Origin of the sequence: Adlercreutzia equolifaciens (genome assembly GCF_029076695.1) — a bacterium.
GTDB classification, from domain to species: domain Bacteria; phylum Actinomycetota; class Coriobacteriia; order Coriobacteriales; family Eggerthellaceae; genus Adlercreutzia; species Adlercreutzia equolifaciens_A.
This window is the reverse complement of record NZ_JARFIK010000147.1, coordinates 1-351: the sequence shown is the minus strand read 5'-3', so window position 1 is coordinate 351 and position 351 is coordinate 1. Positions and strand designations below refer to the sequence as shown.

General features: G+C 46.7%; 1 protein-coding gene. It reads right to left on the bottom strand.

The annotated features are described in order from the left end of the window. Positions 1 to 130: 130 nt before the first annotated feature. Positions 131 to 351: LysR substrate-binding domain-containing protein (locus tag PZH32_RS11845; protein ID WP_275208458.1), on the bottom strand; the 221-nt coding region annotated here is incomplete at its 5' end.

Here is a 351-nt window from a genome sequence, read left to right as displayed (position 1 = left end):
AAAGATAAAAAGCTGTACCGTAGGGCATACGGGAACAGGATAAACATAGCTTGTGGACACTGTGTAAGACATTGCAGTACCGTAAAGTATTCGTCAATGCAGTAGTGGTAGAAACAAGAATCCCCCTGCTTTAGCTGTGGGGAGTGTCAAGCAGTCCGGTAAGGACAAATTCACGGAAATGATGTGCTGCGGGTGAAAGTTCATGTCTGCGGCTTGTAACCATATAGATATCTCTCTGGCACTCAGGATAAGAAATCTGCAGGATACGGACATTCAGTCTGAGCAGAAGCTCCATATAGGGAACGAGGGCGATCCCGAATCCATGTGCAACAAGTCCGGCAATCACCTGAT